1 protein-coding gene is annotated in these 1,234 nt (G+C 71.6%); it reads left to right on the top strand.

Annotated elements, in window-relative coordinates; genetic code table 11:
* Positions 1–282 precede the first annotated feature (282 nt).
* The gene (locus IE312_RS35630; RefSeq protein WP_189986474.1) at positions 283–1,170 is read left to right on the top strand and encodes a helix-turn-helix transcriptional regulator; all 888 of its coding nucleotides are present in this window, start codon (positions 283–285) and stop codon (positions 1,168–1,170) included.
* Positions 1,171–1,234: the final 64 nt, after the last annotated feature.

Genomic DNA, 1,234 nt, shown 5'->3' with positions numbered 1-1,234 from the left:
CCGACGGACCACCCGCACCGGACGGCCCCGACCCCGCGGCAACCGCCCCCTCCGACACACCATCGACAACAGACATGAGATTCCCTTCGAGAAGCTTCGGCGGAAGGAATCCTGCGCCCCGGAGCGGCGCCTACCCAGTCCCCGGAAACGACTCCCCGGCCGCTGACAGGGCAGCCGCTGGGTGGTCAGAACGTGACCACCCAGCGCGGGAAGGAGCCGGGCCCCGCTGCCGTTGGACCGAGGGCACGGTTCACGTCACCGGATCCACTGGAAGGGCACGGCATGCCTGACTTCTCCGAACTGAGCGACTTCCTGCGCAGCCGCCGCGCCGCCCTGACGCCCGAGGAGATCGGGCTACCGCAGCTGGCGGAGCGACGCCGGGTGCCCGGTCTGCGACGCGAGGAAGTGGCGCTGGCGGCCGGCCTGAGCGTCACCCACTACACCCGGCTGGAGCAGGGCCGCATCCAGCACGTGTCCGACTCCGTCCTCGACGCCATCGGCCGCACCCTGCGGCTGAACCCGGACGAGTACAGCCACCTCGTGGATCTCGCCCGGCCGGAGACGGTCACCTCCCGTCGCCCGCAGGCCCCGCGCACCCCCTGCGCCGACCAGGGCGTCCGCCAGCTCATCGACACCTTCACGGACACCCCGGCCCTGGTCCTGGACCGGCGCAACGACGTCCTCGCCTGGAACGCCATGGGCCACCTGCTCCTGGCCATGCACCTGGACTTCGACGCGCCCGAGCATCCGGCGCGCCGGCCGAACCTGACCCGGATGCTCTTCCTGGACGAGCGCAACCGCGACCTCTACCCGCGCTGGCACGACGAGGCCCAGCTCGCGGTGGCTTCCCTGCGGCTGATCGCCGGCCGCTACCCGCACGACAAGCAGCTGGCCGCGCTCGTCGGCGAACTCATCATGAACAGCGAGGAGTTCGCCAAGCGGTGGGCCCGGCACCCGGTGCGTACCTGCGTCGCCGGGATCAAGGAGATCGACCATCCGCTGGTCGGTCCCATGGAACTCTCCTTCCAGAGCCTGCTGGTTCCCGGAGCGGCCGGCCAGCGCCTGATCGCCTACACGGCCCGGGTCGGTACGAGTTCGGAGGCGGGCCTGCGGCTCCTGTCCTCGACGATCCGCGTGCCGAACACGAGCATCCCGACGGCCGTCGACTGACGCTCCGCAAGCGCCCGGCACGACCCGGACGTGCGGACATGGCCGGCCGCTCCGGCCACCCCGC

The organism is Streptomyces capoamus (genome assembly GCF_014654935.1).
Classification (GTDB): domain Bacteria; phylum Actinomycetota; class Actinomycetes; order Streptomycetales; family Streptomycetaceae; genus Streptomyces; species Streptomyces capoamus.
Note: the sequence above shows the minus strand (reverse complement) of the source record. Positions and strands in the feature narration are given on the sequence as shown.